At 63.5% G+C, this 16,955-nt stretch carries 19 protein-coding genes; 7 read left to right on the top strand and 12 right to left on the bottom strand.

The features are described 5' to 3' along the window. Window positions 1-4: 4 nt before the first annotated feature. The 9 genes from ACCD07_RS05320 to ACCD07_RS05280 all read right to left on the bottom strand — a co-directional run bounded on the left by ACCD07_RS05320 (window position 5) and on the right by ACCD07_RS05280 (window position 8,925). A complete protein-coding gene (locus tag ACCD07_RS05320; RefSeq protein WP_413446726.1) occupies window positions 5-1,069 on the bottom strand; it encodes an L-threonylcarbamoyladenylate synthase in 1,065 nt (354 codons plus the stop codon). After that, the gene (locus ACCD07_RS05315; protein WP_176652301.1) at window positions 1,066-2,262 is read right to left on the bottom strand and encodes a 5-(carboxyamino)imidazole ribonucleotide synthase; all 1,197 of its coding nucleotides are present in this window, start codon (window positions 2,260-2,262) and stop codon (window positions 1,066-1,068) included. The genes ACCD07_RS05320 and ACCD07_RS05315 overlap by 4 nt, the downstream gene beginning before the upstream one ends. Continuing rightward, window positions 2,263-2,760, bottom strand: coding sequence for a 5-(carboxyamino)imidazole ribonucleotide mutase (purE, locus tag ACCD07_RS05310; protein WP_176652300.1), 498 nt, complete (start codon window positions 2,758-2,760; stop codon window positions 2,263-2,265). A gap of 1 nt (window position 2,761) precedes the next feature. Beyond that, window positions 2,762-3,655 carry a phosphoribosylaminoimidazolesuccinocarboxamide synthase gene (locus tag ACCD07_RS05305; protein WP_176652299.1) on the bottom strand — a complete coding sequence of 298 codons (894 nt, stop codon included), beginning with the start codon at window positions 3,653-3,655 and terminating at the stop codon, window positions 2,762-2,764. A 107-nt stretch (window positions 3,656-3,762) separates the two neighbouring features. Then, complete coding sequence (fba, locus tag ACCD07_RS05300; RefSeq protein ID WP_176652298.1) at window positions 3,763-4,827, bottom strand: class II fructose-bisphosphate aldolase; 1,065 nt, start codon at window positions 4,825-4,827, stop codon at window positions 3,763-3,765. 100 nt (window positions 4,828-4,927) lie between these two features. After that, complete coding sequence (pyk, locus tag ACCD07_RS05295; protein WP_176652297.1) at window positions 4,928-6,379, bottom strand: pyruvate kinase; 1,452 nt, start codon at window positions 6,377-6,379, stop codon at window positions 4,928-4,930. Window positions 6,380-6,571: 192 nt separating this feature from the next. After that, window positions 6,572-7,789: a phosphoglycerate kinase gene (locus ACCD07_RS05290; protein ID WP_413446725.1), complete on the bottom strand. Its 1,218-nt coding sequence runs from the start codon at window positions 7,787-7,789 to the stop codon at window positions 6,572-6,574. Between the two features lie 67 nt (window positions 7,790-7,856). Beyond that, window positions 7,857-8,186, bottom strand: a complete 330-nt coding sequence (locus tag ACCD07_RS05285; RefSeq protein ID WP_176652296.1) for an AzlD domain-containing protein — start codon at window positions 8,184-8,186, stop codon at window positions 7,857-7,859. Continuing rightward, window positions 8,179-8,925, bottom strand: a complete 747-nt coding sequence (locus tag ACCD07_RS05280) for an AzlC family ABC transporter permease (RefSeq protein ID WP_413446724.1) — start codon at window positions 8,923-8,925, stop codon at window positions 8,179-8,181. The genes ACCD07_RS05285 and ACCD07_RS05280 overlap by 8 nt, the downstream gene beginning before the upstream one ends. Before the next feature lie 136 nt (window positions 8,926-9,061). Between ACCD07_RS05280 and ACCD07_RS05275 the strand changes: the two genes are divergently transcribed. The 4 genes from ACCD07_RS05275 to ACCD07_RS05260 are packed head-to-tail and all read left to right on the top strand — an operon-like array spanning window position 9,062 to window position 11,328. Next, window positions 9,062-9,268 (top strand): zinc-finger domain-containing protein, encoded by a 207-nt coding sequence (locus tag ACCD07_RS05275; protein WP_176652294.1) that lies wholly within the window; start codon window positions 9,062-9,064, stop codon window positions 9,266-9,268. Window positions 9,269-9,293: 25 nt separating this feature from the next. Then, window positions 9,294-9,725: a YybH family protein gene (locus tag ACCD07_RS05270; RefSeq protein ID WP_413446723.1), complete on the top strand. Its 432-nt coding sequence runs from the start codon at window positions 9,294-9,296 to the stop codon at window positions 9,723-9,725. A gap of 21 nt (window positions 9,726-9,746) precedes the next feature. After that, complete coding sequence (locus tag ACCD07_RS05265) at window positions 9,747-10,727, top strand: YheT family hydrolase (protein WP_413446722.1); 981 nt, start codon at window positions 9,747-9,749, stop codon at window positions 10,725-10,727. Then, a complete protein-coding gene (locus tag ACCD07_RS05260) occupies window positions 10,720-11,328 on the top strand; it encodes a DUF2946 family protein (protein ID WP_413446721.1) in 609 nt (202 codons plus the stop codon). The genes ACCD07_RS05265 and ACCD07_RS05260 overlap by 8 nt, the downstream gene beginning before the upstream one ends. Here ACCD07_RS05260 and ACCD07_RS05255 read toward each other — a convergent pair. Next, window positions 11,303-13,015 carry a M48 family metalloprotease gene (locus ACCD07_RS05255; RefSeq protein WP_413446793.1) on the bottom strand — a complete coding sequence of 571 codons (1,713 nt, stop codon included), beginning with the start codon at window positions 13,013-13,015 and terminating at the stop codon, window positions 11,303-11,305. The genes ACCD07_RS05260 and ACCD07_RS05255 overlap by 26 nt on opposite strands. A 106-nt stretch (window positions 13,016-13,121) precedes the next feature. Here ACCD07_RS05255 and moaC point away from each other — a divergent pair, with 106 nt between their 5' ends. Further along, entirely contained in the window at window positions 13,122-13,640 is a 519-nt protein-coding gene (moaC, locus tag ACCD07_RS05250) for a cyclic pyranopterin monophosphate synthase MoaC (protein ID WP_413446720.1), read from the top strand. Here the strand turns inward: moaC and ACCD07_RS05245 are convergent. Further along, on the bottom strand, window positions 13,637-14,392 hold the full coding sequence (locus tag ACCD07_RS05245; protein WP_413446719.1) for an SDR family NAD(P)-dependent oxidoreductase: 756 nt from the start codon (window positions 14,390-14,392) through the stop codon (window positions 13,637-13,639). The two genes, moaC and ACCD07_RS05245, sit on opposite strands and share 4 nt — an antisense overlap. A gap of 126 nt (window positions 14,393-14,518) precedes the next feature. Between ACCD07_RS05245 and ACCD07_RS05240 the strand changes: the two genes are divergently transcribed. Beyond that, a complete protein-coding gene (locus ACCD07_RS05240; RefSeq protein WP_353401208.1) occupies window positions 14,519-15,430 on the top strand; it encodes a LysR family transcriptional regulator in 912 nt (303 codons plus the stop codon). Between the two features lie 118 nt (window positions 15,431-15,548). After that, a complete protein-coding gene (locus ACCD07_RS05235) occupies window positions 15,549-16,259 on the top strand; it encodes a flagellar brake protein (RefSeq protein WP_353401210.1) in 711 nt (236 codons plus the stop codon). A gap of 60 nt (window positions 16,260-16,319) precedes the next feature. Here ACCD07_RS05235 and ACCD07_RS05230 read toward each other — a convergent pair whose 3' ends face one another. Continuing rightward, window positions 16,320-16,790, bottom strand: a complete 471-nt coding sequence (locus tag ACCD07_RS05230; RefSeq protein WP_353401212.1) for a pilin — start codon at window positions 16,788-16,790, stop codon at window positions 16,320-16,322. Window positions 16,791-16,955: the final 165 nt, after the last annotated feature.

Here is a 16,955-nt window from a genome sequence, read left to right as displayed (position 1 = left end):
CAGCTCATTTGTTCAACAATGACGCGATGACACCGGCCGAGCCGAACACGGATCGGCGCAGCCGGTCGTTGACACCCAGCCATTCCGGGCCTTGCGGCGGGGTTTCGACGAGAATCACGTCGGAGCCGGTCTGGTCCATATCGCGCAAGGCGGCATACAAACCGTAGGCATAGCCGGCCGGGTCGGCGGGCAACATTTGCTGCGACTGCACCAATGCCGGCAAGGCATAGCTGATGACGGCAACAGAGAGACTTTTCGATTGCAACTGAGTCACGGTGTCGGACAGTTTGGCGTGCTCAAGCATGGTGACCGGCGTGCGCGGCGCGTAGTGCGATTCCAGCGTGCCGGAGGCGCGCGGCGCGGCCTGGTCGGGCGCGGCCGGCATGGCGCCGATGACGTCGGCGATCTGCTGCGCGCTGATGCGGCCGGGACGCAGCAGCACCGGGCCGTGCGTGGCCAGGCGCGACAGGTCGACGATGGTCGACTCGATGCCGACCTGGCTGGGTCCGCCTTCGAGCACGGTGGTCAGCAAGGCGGCGCTGCAGGCGTCGTCCCCGGATTCGGTCGGGCCCTCGTCATGGTCGTCGAGGCCGAACTCGTCGCGCACGTGCTGGGCGGTGGTCGGGCTGACGTTGCCGAACTTGTTGGCCGACGGCGCGGCCACGCCGCCCTTGCCGCCCTTGAAGGCGCTCAGCAAGGCGATCGCGACCGGATGCGACGGGCAGCGGATGCCGACCGTATCCTGGCCGCCGGAGACGGCGTCGGGGATGTGGCTGGCGCGTTTCAAAATCAAGGTCAGCGGACCGGGCCAGAAGGCTTGCACCAGCTGGCGCGCTTCCCGCGGAATATCGGTGACCCAGTAGTCGAGATCGGCACCGGGCGCGACGTGGACGATCACCGGATGGTCGTTGGGACGGCCCTTGGCTTCGTAGATGCGGGCCACGGCCGCCGGGTTCTCGGCATCCGCCCCGAGGCCGTAGACGGTCTCGGTCGGAAAAGCGACCAGGCCGCCCGCTTCCAGCACTTCCGCCGCCGTGGCAATGGCGGCCTGGTCAGCGACCGCTTTCACGGCGCGATGCCCAGGATGACGCAGGCGGCGTTCAGCTGCTGCCGCGCTTGCGCCAGGGTCGGCGCGATGAAGGTCAGATGCCCCATCTTGCGCGCGCGGCGCGGGTCGTCCTTGCCGTACAGGTGCAGGCAGGCGCCGGGCAGCGCCAGCACCTGGTCCCACGCCGGTTCGCGCGTGGCATCGGTGTCGTCGGTGAACCAGACGTCGCCGAGGATGTTGAGCATCACGGCCGGCGAATGCTGGCGCACGTCGCCCAGCGGCAGGCGCGCCATCGCGCGGACCTGCTGCGCGAACTGGCTGGTGACGCAGGCATCCATCGTGTAGTGGCCGCTGTTGTGCGGACGCGGCGCCATTTCATTGACCACCAGGCTGCCGTCGGTAAGCACGAAGAACTCGATGCACAGCACGCCGACATAACCGAGCTCGGCAACGATGGCTTGCGCCGCCCGTTGCGCCACCTTGGCGCTGGCGTCGGAAACATTCGGGCCCGGCACGGTGGTGGTGAACAGGATGCCGTCGCGGTGCACGTTCTCGGCGATCGGATAGACCACCGACTCGCCGTCCGCGCCGCGCGCCGTCAGCACCGACACTTCATAGGCCAGCGGCAGCATCTTTTCCAGCAGACAAGTGACCTTGTCCATGGACTCGAACGCGGCGCGCACGTCTTCGCGCGACTTCACGCGGACCTGGCCCTTGCCGTCGTAACCCATGCGCACGGTCTTCAGGATGCCGGGCAGCAGGTCGTCGGCGATGGCGTCGATATCCTCCTGCGAGGCGATCACCTTGTGCGGCGCCGGCAGCACGCCGGACTTGGCCGCGCAATCGACGAAGAAGCGTTTTTCCGCGATGCGGTCCTGTGCCACCGACACACCGTGCGCGTTCGGCGCGACAAATACTTTTTCGGCCAGGCGCGACAGGCTGTCGGCCGGCACGTTCTCGAATTCGGTGGTGACGGCCAGGCATTGCGCGGCCAGCGCGTCGAGGCCGGCGGCATCGCTGTAGCCGGCGTTGACGAGGCGCTGCGCGACCTGCCCTGCCGGACACTCGTCGGCAGGCTCCAGCACGGCGACCTGGTAGCCCATGCTTTGTGCGGCCTGGGCAAACATGCGGCCGAGCTGGCCGCCGCCCATCACGCCCAGCCAAGCTGGCGGATTGGCGTTGGGCAGCAGTGGTGTGAACTTCGGATTACTCATTTATTCAAGCGGTAAAGTCATGGCCTTGGCGGCTGCGGTTTGCGTGGCGCGGAATGCTTCCAGCTGGTCGGCCAGCGCGTCGTCGTTGGCGGCGATCATCGCCACCGCCGTCAGCGCGGCATTGGCGGCGCCCGCTTCGCCGATGGCGAAGGTCGACACCGGCACGCCCTTCGGCATTTGCACGATGGACAGCAGCGAATCCTCGCCGCGCAGATATTTCGACGGCACCGGCACGCCCAGCACCGGCACGATGGTCATCGCGGCCACCATGCCCGGCAGGTGGGCGGCGCCGCCGGCGCCGGCGATGATGGCGCGCAGGCCGCGCGCGCGCGCGCTCTTGGCGTAGGCATACATCTCGTCCGGCATGCGGTGGGCCGAAATCACTTGCGCTTCAAACGGCACGCCGAACTGCTTGAGGATGGCGACCGCGTTCTGCATCACGTCCCAGTCCGACGACGAGCCCATGATGACGCCGACCAATGGCTTGTTCTGATCCATGTCAGGCCTTCAGTTTCTGGCCGGTCAGGCGCTCGATGGCTTCGAAATACTTGGCCTGGGTCTTGTCGATGACGTCGGCAGGCAGCGCCGGCGCCGGCGCGGTTTTGCCCCAGGTCAGCGTTTCCAGGTAGTCGCGCACGAACTGCTTGTCGAACGACGGCGGCGACATGCCCGGCTTGTACGAATCGGCCGGCCAGAAGCGCGAGGAATCGGCGGTCAGCACTTCATCCATCAGGTGCATGACGCCGTTTTCGTCCAGGCCGAATTCGAACTTGGTGTCGGCGATGATGATGCCGCGCGTGGCCGCGTAGTCGGCGGCGGCCTTGTACAGCTGGATGCTGACGTCGCGCATCTTGGCGGCCAGTTCGGCGCCGATGCGGCTTTCCATTTCGGCAAAGCTGATGTTTTCATCATGCTCGCCCAGGTCGGCCTTGGCGGCCGGCGTGAACAGCGGCTCGGGCAGCTTCTCGGCCTGTTGCAGACCCGCCGGCAGCTTGATGCCGCAGATGCTGCCGGTGTCCTGGTAATCCTTCCAGCCCGAACCGATGATGTAGCCGCGCACCACCGCCTCGACCATGATCGGCTTCAGGCGCTTGGCGACCACGGCACGGCCCTGGACCTGCTCCACTTCCTCCGGCGCCACCACGGATTCCGGCGCCACGCCGGTCAGGTGGTTCGGCACGATGTGGCCGAGCTTCTCGAACCAGAAGTCGCTCATCTGGTTCAGCACCATGCCCTTGCCGGGAATCGGTTCATTCATGACCACGTCGAAGGCCGACAGGCGGTCGGTGGTGACGATCAGGATCTTGTCGTCGCCGACAGCGTAGTTGTCGCGGACTTTGCCGTGGCCGAGCAATGGCAGGGAGTGGATAGAGGTCTGGTAAAGGCTGTTCATAGCGGGGAATGTAATGAAAAAGCGAAAACCGGCGGTGGAGGGAGCCTCGATCGCCGGTCGAAAGAGTCGGGTTGGTCCAAAAGGACTAACCCGTTCCAAACAGAATTTTACTTCACAATCTGGGCCAGCTCGCCGGCCTTGTAGCGTTCAGCCATTTTTTCCAGCGGAATGACCTTGATTTTCGATGCCTGGCCTTCGCAGCCGAAGGACTGGAAGCGCGCGCGCACGACCAGCTCGGCGGCGGCGCGGGCCGGCTTGAGGAAGTCGCGCGGGTCGAACTTCGACGGGTTCTCGAACATGAACTTGCGCACGGCGGCGGTCATCGCCAGGCGGATGTCGGTGTCGATGTTGATCTTGCGAACGCCGTGGCGGATGCCTTCCTGGATTTCCTCGACCGGCACGCCATAGGTTTCCTTCATGTCGCCGCCGAATTCGCGGATGATGGCCAGCAGTTCCTGCGGCACCGACGACGAGCCGTGCATCACCAGGTGGGTGTTGGGGATGCGGGCGTGGATTTCCTTGATGCGGTCGATGGCCAGGATGTCGCCGGTCGGCTTGCGGGTGAACTTGTAGGCGCCGTGCGAGGTGCCGATGGCGATCGCCAGCGCGTCGCACTGGGTGCGCTGCACGAAGTCGGCGGCCTGGGCCACGTCGGTCAGCAGCATTTCGCGGGTCATGGTGCCTTCGGCGCCGTGGCCGTCTTCCTTGTCGCCCTTCATGGTTTCCAGCGAACCGAGCACGCCCAGTTCCGCTTCCACGGTGACGCCGATGGCGTGCGAGAACTTGACCACTTCCTTCGACACTTCAACGTTGTACTCGTACGATGCGACCGACTTGCCGTCCGCTTCCAGCGAACCGTCCATCATCACCGAGGTGAAGCCGGAACGGATCGCGGCCTGGCACACGGCTGGCGACTGGCCGTGGTCCTGGTGCATGACGACCGGGATGTGCGGGTAGGCTTCGACGGCGGCGTCGATCAGGTGGCGCAGGAAAGCTTCGCCGGCATATTTGCGGGCGCCGGCCGAGGCCTGCATGATGACCGGGCTGTTCAGGGCGTCGGCGGCGGCCATGATGGCCTGCACCTGCTCCAGATTGTTGACGTTGAACGCAGGGATGCCATAGCCGTTTTCAGCGGCGTGGTCCAGCAGTTGACGCATGGATACGAGGGACATGGTAATACTCCAAACAATAAAAAAACCTGGTTGCCGGAGCCCGTCCCCCCTCGTTGTTCGAGGGGCGACCCCCCGTTCCGCGGGGGCGGCGCTACCGGACTTACTGGGTAAACTCTCCAACCTTGACGATCTTCAGCGCATTGGTGCCGCCGACCTGGCCCATCGGCTCGCCCCAGGTCACGACGATCATGTCGCCCTTCTTGACGATGCCGTACTCCACCAGCAGATCCTCGGCCTGCTTCAGCACCTGTGCGCTGCTGCCCTTCTGCTGCAGATTGTAGGCCTTCACGTTGCGGTACAGCGCCACCTTGCGCAACGTCGTGGTGCTTGGCGTCAGCGCGTAAATCGGCGTATCGATGTTGTGGCGGCTCATCCACAGCGCGGTCGAACCGGACTCGGTCAACGCCACGATCGCCTTGACCGCCAGGTGGTGCGCGGTGAACAGGGCGCCGTACGCGATCGACTGGTCGATACGGGTAAAGGTCGCATTGAGGAAGTCGGCGTCGAGCTTGTTGTACTCGGACTGCTCGGCTTCCACGCAAATGGCGGCCATCATTTCCACGGTCTCGATCGGGTAGCGGCCCGAGGCGGTTTCCGCCGAGGTCATCACCGCGTCGGTGCCGTCCAGCACCGCGTTGGCCACGTCCGATACTTCGGCGCGGGTCGGCACGGCGTTGAAGATCATCGATTCCATCATCTGGGTCGCGGTGATCGCCAGCTTGTTCGACTCGCGCGCCATCTTGATCATGCGCTTCTGCAGCGCCGGCACCGCCGCGTTGCCCACTTCCACCGCCAGGTCGCCACGCGCCACCATGATGCCGTCGGACGCGTCGAGGATCTCCTGCAGCACAGGGATCGCTTCGGCACGCTCGATCTTGGCGATCATCATCGGCTTGTGGCCGAACGGCTCGCCGGCGATGTTGGCCAGCTGGCGCGCCATTTCCATATCGGTTGCGCTTTTCGGGAACGAGATCGCCAGGTAATCGCACTGGAAACTCATGGCCGTCTTGATGTCTTCCATGTCCTTGGCGGTCAGCGCCGGCGCGGTCAGGCCGCCGCCCTGGCGATTGATGCCCTTGTTGTTGGACAGCTCGCCGCCGATTTTCACGGTGGTGTAAATCTCGTGGCCGACCACCTTGTCGACCACCAGCACGATCAGGCCGTCGTTCAGCAGCAGCTTGTCGTCCGGGCGCAGATCCTGCGGCAGCGCCTTGTAGTCCAGGCCGACGCGCTCCTGGTTGCCCAGTTCGCCGTTTTCGCCCCATTTGGCGTCCAGGATGAACTTGTCGCCGTTCGCAAGGTCAATCTTACCATTTTCAAACTTGCCAACGCGGATTTTAGGACCCTGCATGTCCGCCATGATCGCCACTTCGCGGCCGCATTCGGCCGCCGCTTCGCGCACCAGGCGCGCTCGGTCGATATGGTCCTGCGCCTTGCCGTGCGAGAAATTCAGGCGTACGACATCGACGCCTGCACGTATCATTTTGACCAGTACATTAAAGTCAGTGGAGGCTGGGCCGATCGTTGCGACAATTTTGGTACCACGGGACATGGAGTATTCCTTGAGCGTTGGGTCATGCGAACAGTCCCCGCGGTCGGCGGGAACCAGGAAAAGCTGCGCTGTTTGTTATGGTGAGGCCCGAAAAATGTAGCAAAGCTACAGTTTTTAGACCTTTCCCAGGCATTAACTGGATTTTACTGTTAATTTGCTACACCGCACGACCGTGCTTTTACACCCGCTATATTACTGCGCCGCAGCACGCTGGGTCAGGATCTCCACTGCAGGCAGGGTTTTACCTTCCAGGAACTCCAGGAAGGCGCCGCCGCCGGTCGAGATGTAACCGATCTGCTCGGTGATGTTGTACTTGGCGATCGCCGCCAGCGTGTCGCCGCCGCCGGCGATCGAGAACGCCTTCGACACCGCGATGGCCAGCGCCAGCGTCTTGGTGCCTTCGCCGAACTGGTCGAACTCGAACACGCCGACCGGGCCGTTCCAGACGATGGTGCCGGCCGCGCCGATCTGCGCGGCCAGGATGGCGGCCGTCTTCGGGCCGATGTCCAGGATCATGTCGTCGTCCGCCACGTCGGCCACGTCCTTGACGGTGGCGGCGGCGGTGGGCGAGAACTCTTTGGCGCACACGACATCGACCGGGATCGGCACTTGCGCGCCGCGCTTGGCCATGATCTCGATGATGGCCTTGGCTTCGTCGACCAGTTCGTTCTCGACCAGCGACTTGCCGATGTTCAGGCCGACGGCCTTCATGAAGGTGTTGGCGATGCCGCCGCCGACGATCAGGTTGTCGACCTTGTCGGCCAGCGCCTTCAGGATCGACAGCTTGGAGGAAACCTTGGAGCCGGCGACGATGGCCAGCAGCGGGCGGGCCGGGGCGCCCAGCGCCTTGCCCAATGCGTCCAGCTCGGCGGCCAGCAGCGGACCGGCCGCGGCGACCGGCGCGAACTTGGCGATGCCGTGCGTCGAAGCCTCGGCACGGTGGGCGGTGCCAAAGGCGTCATTGACGTAGATGTCGCACAAAGCGGCCATTTTCTGCGCCAGTTCGTCGCTGTTCTTCTTTTCGCCCTTGTTGACGCGGACGTTTTCCAGCAACACGACCTGGCCGGCCTGCAGGCCTTCGAGGCCGGCGCCGTCCACCCAGTTCTGCTTCAGCTCGACCGGCTGGCCCAGCAGCTCGGACAGGCGCTTGGCGACCGGCGCCAGGCTGTCTTCCGGCTTGAACTCGCCCTCGGTCGGACGACCCAGGTGGGACGTCACCATCACTTTGGCGCCGGCGGCGGCAGCTGCCTTGATGGCCGGAACGGACGCGCGAATGCGCGTATCTTCGGTGATATTGCCCGCATCATCCTGCGGCACGTTCAAGTCGGCGCGGATAAAAACGCGCTTGCCTTGCAGCGCATTCTGGGCGATGAGATCTTGCAGACGGATGAAGTTCAGAACAGCGGACATGGCTACCCAAGGTCGAGTTAATGAAAGAGCGCTATTTTACCGCAAGCCGGGGCTGATTCTTCTGTTATTAAAATACATGCATCAGGCGTAATGCCGTGTAGAAAGCCATGCCAAATATAATGGTCTGCAGCATATTGCGACGCAGCAAGTAGAAGATCGTAGCAACAATTCCAGACACCAGTTTGAGATTGCTCAAATCAAGCACAGCATGGCCGTCCGCCAGGATCAGGTCCGGCGCGACGATGGCCGCCAAGGCGCAGGCCGGGGCGTAGCGCAGCATTTCCTGCACCCGCTTCGGGATGGTCACATGTTGTCCAACTACCCAAAACGAGCTGCGGGTGGCGGCCGTGGCCACCGCCAGCGCGCCGATGACGGCCCAGACTTCCCAATCAGCCATGTGTTTTTCTCCATTTTTCGGCGCCCTCTTCGACCGCCATCGAGGTCAGCATGCCGACCAGCACGGCCAGCAGCAGGCCCAGCTTGTACGGCAGGCCGGCCGCCAGCACCGACACCACGCCTGCCACCAGCACGCCGCACAGCGCCGGACGGCCGGCCATCAGCGGGATCATCACGCAGATGATGGCCAGCGTGCCGGCAAAGCTCAGCCCCCATTCGGCCGGCACGGCGCTGCCAAGGAAGATGCCGGCGATCGAGCCGATCTGCCAGGCGGCCCAGTTCGGATACAGCAAGCCCTTCAGATAGGACAGCTTGCCCACTTGCGGCGCTTCGGACGGGTATTTTTGCAGGAACAGCGCGACCGTCATGTCGCCGGCCACATAGCCCAGCAGGAAGCGCTTGCGCAGCGGCAAATGCGCGAAATGCGGCGCCAACAGCGCGGAAAAGATGACAAAGCGAAGATTTACTACAAAAGCGGTGGCGAAGATGACCCAGATCGGCGAGTGCGCCGCGATCAACGGCAAGGCCGCCAGCTGGGCCGATCCGGCGAACACCAGCATGGTCATGCCCAGCGCCTGCGGCACCGTCAGCCCGCTCTTGACCATCGCGATGCCGACCACCAGGCCCCAGGCGCCGATGCCGAACAGGGTGGGCGTGCCGGCCTTCACCCCCTCGCGCCAGGATGGCTCATGATGCTCTGCCACGTAAGGCGATGGGGGTACGCTGCTGGATTCGGTCATGTGGATTCTTGTGGCATTCCTGCCACATAGCAGGTGGGACCGGTGTTGTAGAGGCGCTATTTTACCGATGATTTTTGCTCAATGCGCGAATCCGTTAAAATCGTGGTTTCCCCTCAGCCTTTCGGAGCATAAGAATATGACCACCGCCAACACGTCCGCCGCCGCCAATGCCGTAGAACTCGAAGGCAAGGACCTGCCAGCCCATTGCCCGAACCCCGCCATGCCGCTGTGGTCGTCGCATCCGCGCGTATTCCTGGAGTTTAACCACGACGGCGTCGCCAAGTGCCCGTACTGTGGCACCGCCTACCGCCTGAAGCCAGGCACCGTCGTCGGCCACCACTAATCAGCGCAGCGCTACCGGAGCCAGCATGCCAACCAAACGAGTCAAGCAGTTGAATGGTAGCGCCGCCGAAACCGAATCGGCGTTTTACGATGCGCTGAACCGCGCGGACCTCGATGCGCTGATGGCCCTGTGGGCCGACGACGACGAAATCGTCTGCGTGCATCCCGGAGGCCCGCGCCTGATCGGGCACGCGGCGATCCGCTCGTCATGGAGCGCCATCCTCGAGCATGGCGGCCTGCACATCATGCCGTCGCAGCTGCACGAGACGCACAACTTGATGAGTTCGGTGCACACGGTGGTCGAAGGCACCACCGCCGCAGCCGGCAACGAAGCGGCGCACCTGGTCGCCACCAACGTCTACGTCAAAACCCCGCGCGGCTGGCGCATCGTGCTGCACCATGTGTCGGTGGCGCCGGGCCCGGTGCCGGTCGATACGCCCACACAAGTCTTCCACTAAATTAAGCCGCACTGAATCGCCGTGAAGTACACCGCCCCTCTGTGGCTGCCCAGCGGCCACCTGCAGACCATCTATCCCGCCACCTGCATCGCCAAGCCGGCGGTGCGGTTCCGGCGCGAGCGCTGGGATGCGCCGGACGGCGACTTCGTCGACGTGGATTTCGTCGACGGCCAGCCGGGGCAGCCGTTTGTCGTGCTGTTCCACGGCCTCGAAGGCTCGTCCGACAGCCACTACGCGCGCGCGCTGATGGCCGACGTGGTCGCGCGCGGCTGGTCCGGCGCGGTGCCGCATTTCCGCGGCTGCTCGGGCGAGCCGAACCGCGCGCCGCGCTTCTACCATTCTGGCGATGCCGAGGAAATCGACTGGGTCATCCGCCGCCTGCACGCGCGCAGCCAGGGCAAGTTCTACGCGGCCGGCGTCTCGCTGGGCGGCAATGCGCTGCTGCGCTGGCTGGGCGAATCGCAGCACCGGGCGGACTTCGTCGACGCCGCCTGCTCGGTGTCGGCGCCGCTGGACCTGGCGCAGGGCGGCGCGTCGCTGTCGAGCGGCTTCAACATGATCTACACGCGCATGTTCCTGCAAACGCTGAAGCCCAAATGCGTGGCCAAGCTGCAGCAGTTCCCCGGCCTGTTCGAACTGGACAAGCTGCATGCCGCGCGCGATCTCTACGAATTCGACAACGTCGTCACGGCGCCGCTGCACGGCTACCGCAACACCGAGGATTACTGGGACCGCGCCAGCGCCAAGCACGTGCTGGGCGACATCACCGTGCCCACGCTGGTGCTCAACGCCAGGAACGATCCCTTCCTGCCGGGCCGCCATCTGCCGCAGCGTGCGGCGGCCAATGTGGTATTGGACTATCCTGCTCACGGAGGCCATGTCGGTTTTGCCGTCGGCGGACTGCCGGGCAAGCTGGACTGGCTGCCGCGGCGCCTGATCCATTTCATGGAAGGCGCTACCGGCATCGCACAAAACGACGCACTGGTGGAACAGCATGGATGACATCGTCAAGCAGGCGCTGGCCAAATGGCCGAACGTGCCCCACTGCTACGGCTGGCTGGGGCTGGACGCGCGCGGCAACTGGCGCATGCGCGACGAGCGCGCGCAGCACCTGAACCTTCCCGGCGACAAGCTGACGCATGGCGCGCTGGTGGCCTTCATCGTGCGCAACTATGCCGCCGACGAGCGCGGCTGCTGGTATTTTCAGAACGGTCCGCAGCGCGTGTACGTGCAGCTGGAGGCGACGCCCTACATCGTCCGCACCGATCCCGATTCCGAGCATGGCTGGACGCTGCACACCGGCGCCGCGCTGGGCGGCATCGATGAAGCGGTGCTGACGGAGACCGGCGCGTTGGTCTTGCGCAGCGGCGACGTGGTGGCGCAACTCGACGACCGCGACTTCGCGCACGTGCTGCCGCAATTGCAAATGAACGGCGAGCCGGTGGACGACGAAGCCTTGCTGGCCTGGCTGGAAGGCGACGAGTTGCCGCCGGTGGCGCTGACATTGTGCGAGCGGGGCCGCCAGATCGCCGTGCAGCGCATGGCTGGCGCCGACTTGCCGGCGCGCTTAGGCTACGTCAGCGTACCGTCCGCCCCGACGTAATATCCTGTGAACGCGAACGGTCGAACGGATCGGTGGTCGCGTCCGAGTTCTGCTGACGCAGGCGGTCGAACGGATAGCTTGGCTGGCGGGCATCCGCGCCGGACTTCATCTCGGCCTTGAATGCCGGCCGCGAATCGGCCTCGCGCATATCCTTCTTGGCCTTGTCGCCCATTTCCTCGCGGCGTTTGGCCTGCAGCTCGCGTTCACGCGCATCGATGACGGCCTGGTCATAGAAGGACGCATCGGGCGCCTTGCGCGCATAGTTCAGCTGGTCCAGCGCCGACAAGGTGCCGCCCTGCAGCACATACGATTCCGCCAGCGCGATGTGCTGCAACGCCAGCTTGCCCTGCTTGGAATACGTCTGCGCCAGCAGGTCGTAGGAATCCGGATCCTCGCGGTACAGCTGCACCTGGTCGCGCAGATAGACGGCCGCCTCCTCCAGCTTGCCGGCCGCGATCATCGCCTCGCCGTACTGATGCGCAATGCCGCGCGACAGCGGAAACTTCTGGTGCGCCGCCTCCGCCTCCTCGGCGGCCTTGGCCAGCACCGCCTTGTTATCCGGCTGCGCCAGCTTGATCTCGATCGACGTCGCGACAAAAATCGACTCAGCCTTGGTGCGCGGCGCGGCGCCGAACACGCCGGCCATCGGCGGCTTGTTGACGGTGTCGCGCGCCTTGTCCAGCCAGGTTTGCGCGCTGGCCGTGTCGCCCTGCTTCATGCTCAGGAAGGCCATGCCGTATTGCCCGGCGGCCTTCAGCTGCCAGTTGTCCTGCCCCATCTGAGTCTGGAAAAACTGCTTCGCTTCGGCATAGCCGTTGGAGGTCTGGTCCTGCAGCACGCGGGCGCGCGAACGCACCAGGTAAAAGTCCAGGCTGTCCTGGCGCTGCTTGTACGGCTGCTCGCGGATGCGCGCCTGGATGTCTGCGATGCGTTCGGTGGTCAGCGGGTGGGTCAGCAGCCAGGCCGGCACCAGGTCGCTGTAGTTGCGGGTCGAATTCTGCATTTGCTGGAAGAAGGCCACCATGCCCGACGTGTCGAAGCCGGCCTCGCCCATGATCTGGAAACCGATGCGGTCGGCTTCGCGTTCGGCATCGCGGCCGAAGTTCAGCTGACGCTGGATGGCCAGGCCCTGGCCGCCCAGGAACACGCCCATGGCCGCGTCGCCGCCGGCGCGGGACGCCAGCGCGGCCAGGATCATGGCCGCCAGCGGTATCAGCGCGTCCTGCTTCTGCTGGCCGATGGAGCGGGCGATGTGGCGCTGGACCACGTGGCCGATCTCGTGGCCCAGCACCGAGGCCAGCTCGGACTCGTTGTTTGCCGCCAGCAGCAGCGCCGAGTGCACGGCGATAAAGCCGCCCGGCAGCGCGAACGCGTTCAGTTGCGGATCGCGCACGACAAAGAAGTAGTAATCGAAATTGGCTTCGCCGCGCGCGCCGGGGCGGGCCGCCACCAGCGCGTTGCCGAAGTTGTTCATGTATTCGAGGATCGGGCCGTCGTCGAGAAAATCCTTGTCGCGGCGGATGTCGCGCATGATTTCCTCGCCCAGCTTGCGTTCCATCAGCGGCGAAAGGTCTTGGCGTTCGGTATCGCCGAGCGAAGGCAGGTTCGGGATCTTGGCGGGCGCCAGCGCGTTCTGCGCCATCGCCACCGGCATGGCGACCAGCAGCGCGGCGGCGGTCAGGCGCATGCGCAGGGAGCGGGGGAATCGTTTTTCATTCACGATGCTATGATACCCGCAACTCGCGCGCTTACGCACGGCGCTCTCCACTGAATTATTTTGTTACGTTTCGATCATGACCACACCCGCAAATCCCGCCGAGCAGCTGACCCATTTCGACGCCTCCGGCCAGGCCCACATGGTCGACGTCGGCGCCAAGGCCGAAACGCACCGCATCGCGCTGGCCAGCGGCACCATCCGCATGAAGCCGGAAACGCTGGCCATCATCACCGGCGGCACGGCCAAGAAAGGCGACGTGCTGGGCATCGCCCGCATCGCCGCCATCATGGCGTCCAAGCGCACCAGCGACCTGGTGCCGCTGTGCCACCCGCTGGCGCTGACCCGTGTTGCCGTCGATTTCGAGACCGACGTCGCCAATTCCAGCGTCCACTGCAGGGCCCAGGTGGAAACCTACGGCAAGACCGGAGTGGAAATGGAAGCGCTGACCGCCGTGCAGGTCGGCCTGCTGACCGTGTACGACATGTGCAAGGCCGTGGACCGGGGCATGGTGATGACCGACATCCGCGTGATGGAGAAGCATGGCGGCAAGTCGGGCGACTGGAGCGTGACCAGCCAAGCCATTGCTGCCGACTAAATCTGCTGGATACCGCCATCGACAAACAACTCGATGCCATTGACGAAGCTGGAATCGTCCGACGCCAGGAACACCGCCGCCTTCGCGATCTCGTCCGGATCGCCAACGCGTCCCATCGGGATCAGCGAGGCCAGGTGGTCGAGGAAGCCCTGCTGCTGAGAAGGATCGTTGCCGACCAGTTCCACCAGGCCTGGCGTTTTGATCGGACCGGGGCTCAGCGTGTTGATGCGGATGCCACGTCCCTTCAAATCCAGAATCCAGTTGCGCGCAAACGCGCGCACCGCCGCCTTGGATGCCCCGTAGACACTGAACGCTTCGGTGCCGCTGCTGCCGGCGGTGGAGCCCGTCAGGATGACCGAGGAGCCATTTCCCAGCAGCGGCAAGGCGGTCTGGACGGTGAACAGCGTGCCCTTCACGTTGCGGGAGAAGGTGTCGTCAAAATGCTCTGCCGTAATCTGGCCCAGCGGTAGCATGGTGCCGCCGCCGGCGTTGGCGACGAGTACGTCCAGCTTGCCATGCCGGTCGCGAATGTGATCGAACAGTTGCTGTAACTGCGACTGGTCCGTGGAGTCGACGCGCATCCCTTCGGCAGCGCCGCCGATGGCGCTGACCGCAGCGTCGAGTTCCGTCTGCCGGCGGCCGGTGATGTAGACCTTGGCGCCTTCGCGGACGAAACGCTTGGCCATGGCCAGGCCGATACCGGTGCTGCCACCAGTGATGACTGCAACTTTTTGTACGAGTTTCAACGTCATGATGATCTTCCTTTAAAGTGGATGGAGTACGAGTGAGTATGCAGAGGAACAACCAGCCCGATAAGGCAAGCGCGGCTCACAACATTTATGCTTTAATTGCATGAATCAATCACTCGGCGTTCCCAGATGAATAAATTGCTATGGATGCATTGCCTGGTTCGGGCTGTGGAGACCGGCAGCTTTTCGGCCGTGGCGCGCGAATTGGGCATCGGCCAGCCCAATGTCAGTCGCCACATCGGGTCGCTGGAGCGCATGCTGGGCACCAGGCTATTGAACCGGTCGACTCGCCAGCTGACCGTCACACCCGACGGTCAGCGCTATTACGAATTGGCCCGGCAGGCGATGGATGTCATCAATCAGGCGGAGTCCGAGGCGCGTGGACAGCAAAATCCGCATGGACTGCTGAGGGTGGCGTGCGCCCCCACCCTGGCGGTGGAACAGATCGTCGATTCACTGCCGGAATTCATGGCCAGGTTTCCGGATGTAGAAGTGGAATTCAGGCTCAGCGACAGCTTCGCAGATCTCATCGCCGAGGGAGTGGATGTGGCAATACGCGGTGGCGCGCTGAAAGACAGCGCGCTGCGGGCACGGCGGGTTGGAACCTCGGAGCGCGTCTGCATCGCCGGTGCCGCTTATCTGGAGCAGCATGGCGTTCCGAGCCAGCCCGCCGATTTGCTGCAACATCAATGCATCATCTATACCCTGCTCGCTGAAGAAGGACGGGGCTGGGCATTCACTAACGGCGAGGTGCACGTGACGGGCCGCCTCAAGCTCAACAGCCTGGAGGGGGTGCGCCGCGCGGCGCTGGCGAACATGGGCATAGGCTATTTGCCGGCGTGGATGGTCGCCCATGAGCTTCGCAGCGGCAAGCTTCAACTTGTCCTGGGCGATCATGCAAAGAAATCGCCGGTCAATGCGGTGTATTCCGCTGACCGGCTACTGCCACTGCGCGCGACGGTCTTCATCGACTTCATCGCCGCCTTGTTCGCCGCCACGCCGGGACTGGACGGGCTGCCCTTGTCCAGGACGCCAGACTAAAGCACGCCGCGACCAAATCGCAACTGCTCGTCTTGTCTGATTGTTACCTTCACATGGCAGGTATATAATTGATGTCACGGAAGTAATTATTTGACGCAGGCCTCACGAAAGAATTTGCATGAGCAGCACTCCTCCAGCAGGCGAAGCCAAGACTCAGGAATACGAATTCGAGCAGATGAACCTGCAGGTAGGCGGCAGGATACAGTTCATTACTCACCGTACCATCAAACCCATCCAGCACTTCTCCACGCTGATAGGATGGTCCAAAGACGAATACATGATCGTCAAGGTGCCGTTCGAGAATGGCGCACCGATCGCGCTCAACGATGGCGACAAGCTGACGATCCGGGTCTTTTCCGGCGTGAACGTGTGTTCGTTCTCGTGCGTCGTGCAGCGCGTGTTCCCCAGGCCGCTGTTTTATGTCCACCTGTCGTTCCCGGTATCGATCCAGGGCACCAGCCTGCGGGCGGCGATGCGGGTCAAGGTCGATATCCCGGCGCAGGTGACGACGCCGGTCGGCACCACCTCGGTATTCCTGGTCAATCTGAGCGTTTCCGGCGCGTTGATCGAGTCGGCCAAGAAGCTGTCGGAAGACGACGACCAAGTCGGGCTGTCGTTCTACCTGATCGCCCAGCCCGGCAACCGGCAGGTGCGCATCAACCCGCAGGCGACGATACGCAATATCAACATGGTCAAGCCGGCCACCGGCGACAAGCCCGACGTGTTCACCTACGGCGTGCAGTTCATCGACCTGGATCCGGTTCACTACACGATGCTGCAAAACCTAACCTACGAAGCGCTGATCGCCGACCGCCAGAAGATCGTCTGATGCGTTTTGCATGGACGAAAAAAAACCCGGCATCAGCCGGGTTTTTAGCTCAAACATCCATTAAGGCAGGATGTTGTTCTTCGTGATGGCAGCCTGCGCAGCCGTATTGGTCACGGTGGTGGTGGCTTTCCAGGTCAGGTTGGTTGCGCCAGCCGCGATGGTCGGGGTGTAGACAATGGTCAGGCCATCGACGCCAGTACCCAGACCGGTACCCAGGGTCAGCGTGATAATACCCTTGGCAACGGTAGCCGAAGCAACTTCCTTGGTGGTGGTAAATGCGGCAGGGATGCCGTTGGTGCCCATGTCGCAAGCGGTCAGGATACCGCCGGCTTCCTGGGCGCAAACAGCAACCGCGGTTTTCAGCGAATCAGCAGCGCCCTGGGCGTTGGCGATCTTGGCTTTGACGGTGTAGTCGCTATACGCAGGGATTGCCACGGCGGCCAGGATACCGATAATGGCAACCACGATCATCAGCTCGATCAGGGTGAAGCCGGCTTGTGCTTGTTTCTTCATCATTTTCATGGATTTCATTTTTCTACTCCTGGTTGGGGTACATCAATTTTTTGTTAGGTAGTTCCCTATGAGCAATTGCTGTGCCAGGGTCTTTTTACTCGTCAATCAAACTAAAAACCGCCAAAAGCTGCCATTTTTTGTCAGTTTTCATGACGCAATTTGTCAATGCATTAAGTGACTGAC

This window comes from Duganella sp. Dugasp56, assembly GCF_047304105.1.
Lineage (GTDB): Bacteria > Pseudomonadota > Gammaproteobacteria > Burkholderiales > Burkholderiaceae_D > Rugamonas > Rugamonas hordei.
This window is presented reverse-complemented; position numbering and strand designations above follow the sequence as displayed.

What these genes read in the sequence shown, in the direction of transcription:
- ACCD07_RS05290 (WP_413446725.1), bottom strand. Translation starts at nt 7,789, where the DNA reads ATGTCCGCTGTTCTGAACTTCATCCGTCTGCAAGATCTCATCGCCCAG.
- ACCD07_RS05305 (WP_176652299.1), bottom strand. Translation starts at nt 3,655, where the DNA reads ATGAACAGCCTTTACCAGACCTCTATCCACTCCCTGCCATTGCTCGGC.
- moaC (WP_413446720.1), top strand. Translation starts at nt 13,122, where the DNA reads ATGACCACACCCGCAAATCCCGCCGAGCAGCTGACCCATTTCGACGCC.
- ACCD07_RS05235 (WP_353401210.1), top strand. Translation starts at nt 15,549, where the DNA reads ATGAGCAGCACTCCTCCAGCAGGCGAAGCCAAGACTCAGGAATACGAA.
- ACCD07_RS05240 (WP_353401208.1), top strand. Translation starts at nt 14,519, where the DNA reads ATGAATAAATTGCTATGGATGCATTGCCTGGTTCGGGCTGTGGAGACC.
- ACCD07_RS05260 (WP_413446721.1), top strand. Translation starts at nt 10,720, where the DNA reads ATGGATGACATCGTCAAGCAGGCGCTGGCCAAATGGCCGAACGTGCCC.
- ACCD07_RS05255 (WP_413446793.1), bottom strand. Translation starts at nt 13,015, where the DNA reads ATGCGCCTGACCGCCGCCGCGCTGCTGGTCGCCATGCCGGTGGCGATG.
- ACCD07_RS05230 (WP_353401212.1), bottom strand. Translation starts at nt 16,790, where the DNA reads ATGAAATCCATGAAAATGATGAAGAAACAAGCACAAGCCGGCTTCACC.
- pyk (WP_176652297.1), bottom strand. Translation starts at nt 6,379, where the DNA reads ATGTCCCGTGGTACCAAAATTGTCGCAACGATCGGCCCAGCCTCCACT.
- ACCD07_RS05275 (WP_176652294.1), top strand. Translation starts at nt 9,062, where the DNA reads ATGACCACCGCCAACACGTCCGCCGCCGCCAATGCCGTAGAACTCGAA.
- ACCD07_RS05285 (WP_176652296.1), bottom strand. Translation starts at nt 8,186, where the DNA reads ATGGCTGATTGGGAAGTCTGGGCCGTCATCGGCGCGCTGGCGGTGGCC.
- ACCD07_RS05280 (WP_413446724.1), bottom strand. Translation starts at nt 8,925, where the DNA reads ATGACCGAATCCAGCAGCGTACCCCCATCGCCTTACGTGGCAGAGCAT.
- ACCD07_RS05315 (WP_176652301.1), bottom strand. Translation starts at nt 2,262, where the DNA reads ATGAGTAATCCGAAGTTCACACCACTGCTGCCCAACGCCAATCCGCCA.
- ACCD07_RS05270 (WP_413446723.1), top strand. Translation starts at nt 9,294, where the DNA reads ATGCCAACCAAACGAGTCAAGCAGTTGAATGGTAGCGCCGCCGAAACC.
- ACCD07_RS05245 (WP_413446719.1), bottom strand. Translation starts at nt 14,392, where the DNA reads ATGACGTTGAAACTCGTACAAAAAGTTGCAGTCATCACTGGTGGCAGC.
- fba (WP_176652298.1), bottom strand. Translation starts at nt 4,827, where the DNA reads ATGTCCCTCGTATCCATGCGTCAACTGCTGGACCACGCCGCTGAAAAC.
- purE (WP_176652300.1), bottom strand. Translation starts at nt 2,760, where the DNA reads ATGGATCAGAACAAGCCATTGGTCGGCGTCATCATGGGCTCGTCGTCG.